The organism is Streptomyces otsuchiensis, assembly GCF_004305975.1.
Taxonomy (GTDB): domain Bacteria; phylum Actinomycetota; class Actinomycetes; order Streptomycetales; family Streptomycetaceae; genus Streptomyces; species Streptomyces otsuchiensis.
Genome location: NZ_BHZI01000514.1, coordinates 1 through 1,502 on the forward strand (window position 1 = coordinate 1; position 1,502 = coordinate 1,502).

Here is a 1,502-nt window from a genome sequence, read left to right on the forward strand (position 1 = left end):
CGCGGGTGGTGCTGCTGGTCGGCAGCGGCGACAACGGCGGCGACGCCCTGTACGCCGGGGCGCGGCTCGCGGCGCGCGGCGCCGGGGTGCACGCCGTGCTGCTCGGCGGCGACCGCGTCCACGCGGGCGGGCTGGCGGCGCTGCGCCGGGCGGGCGGCCGAACCGTCGAACCGGCGGCTGCGGCGGCCGTGCTGGCCCGGGCGGCGCTGGTACTCGACGGCATCACCGGGATCGGCGGACGCGGCGGACTGCGGCCGGAGGCGGCCGAGCTGGTGCGGACGGCCGCCGGTGCGGGCGCGCCGGTCGTCTCCGTCGACCTGCCGAGCGGTGTCGACGCCGACACCGGCGAGGTCGAGGGGGAGGCGGTGACGGCTGACGTCACCGTCACCTTCGGCGCGTACAAGCCCGGCCTGCTGATCGACCCCGGCCGCAGCCGCGCGGGGGTGGTTCGTCTGGTGGACATCGGGCTGGGGCCGGAGCTGGCGGGGGTGGAACCGGTCGCCCGTGCCCGGCACCACCACGAGATCGCCGCGCTGCTGCCGGTACCCGGCCCCGAGAGCGACAAGTACCGGCGTGGCGTGGTGGGCGTCGCCGCCGGGTCGGAGCAGTACCCGGGGGCCGCGGTGCTGGCGGTCTCCGGCGCGCTGCGCGGTGGCGCGGGCGCCGTCCGCTACGTGGGCCCGCCGGCCGACGCCGTCCTCGCCCGGCACCCGGAGGTGCTGGTGGGCGCCGGCCGGGTGCAGGCGTGGGTGGCCGGCCCGGGGTTCGGCGACGCGCCGGAGGCCCGGGAGCGACTCGCGGCGGCGCTCGGCGACGGCGTGCCCACGGTGGTGGACGCCGACGGCCTGCGGATGCTCGGCCCCGTCCCTGGCGCGGGAACGCGCGGACCACTGGTGCTGACCCCGCACGCCGGGGAGGCCGCGGCCCTGCTCGGCGTGGCCCGCGCCGACGTGGAGGCGTCCCGGCTGGCTTCGGTGCGGCGGCTGGCCCGGGAGACCGGCGCCACGGTGCTGCTGAAGGGCTCCACCACGCTGATCGCCGCCCCGCCCGGTGAGGAGGACGCGGGAGGCGGCCCCGGTCCCGGCCGGGCCGGTGGACACCGGCGGCAGGACCCCCTCGACGGTGGGACGGTGCTGGTCAACCCCAACGGCACCGGCTGGCTCGCCACGGCGGGCAGCGGCGACGTGCTGGCCGGACTGATCGGTTCGCTGCTGGCCGCCGGTCTCGCTCCGGTCGACGCGGCGGCGACCGGTGCCTACCTGCACGGTCTCGCCGCCGCGCTGGCGCCCCACCCGCCGACGGCGGCCGAGGTCGCCGAGGCGCTGCCTGCCGCCTGGCGGCGGCTGCGCGAGCCCGGGTGAGCGGACGGCGAAGCGCGCTTCGTGCCGGGGCGCCCTGCTCCCGCCCGGCCGGCCAGCGCTGGGAGCGGCCTCACGCGCGGGCCCGCCGCACGGCCGCACGATGCGGCTGCTGAGAGACTGGCGTCATGAGCGAGTCCCCGA

1 protein-coding gene is annotated in these 1,502 nt (G+C 79.8%); it reads left to right on the forward strand.

Annotated features, from left to right (window positions below; all coding sequences use genetic code 11):
• Positions 1-1,361 (forward strand): bifunctional ADP-dependent NAD(P)H-hydrate dehydratase/NAD(P)H-hydrate epimerase (locus E0D90_RS25560; protein ID WP_130800283.1); only part of this gene is annotated, 1,361 nt, incomplete at its 5' end.
• Positions 1,362-1,502: the final 141 nt, after the last annotated feature.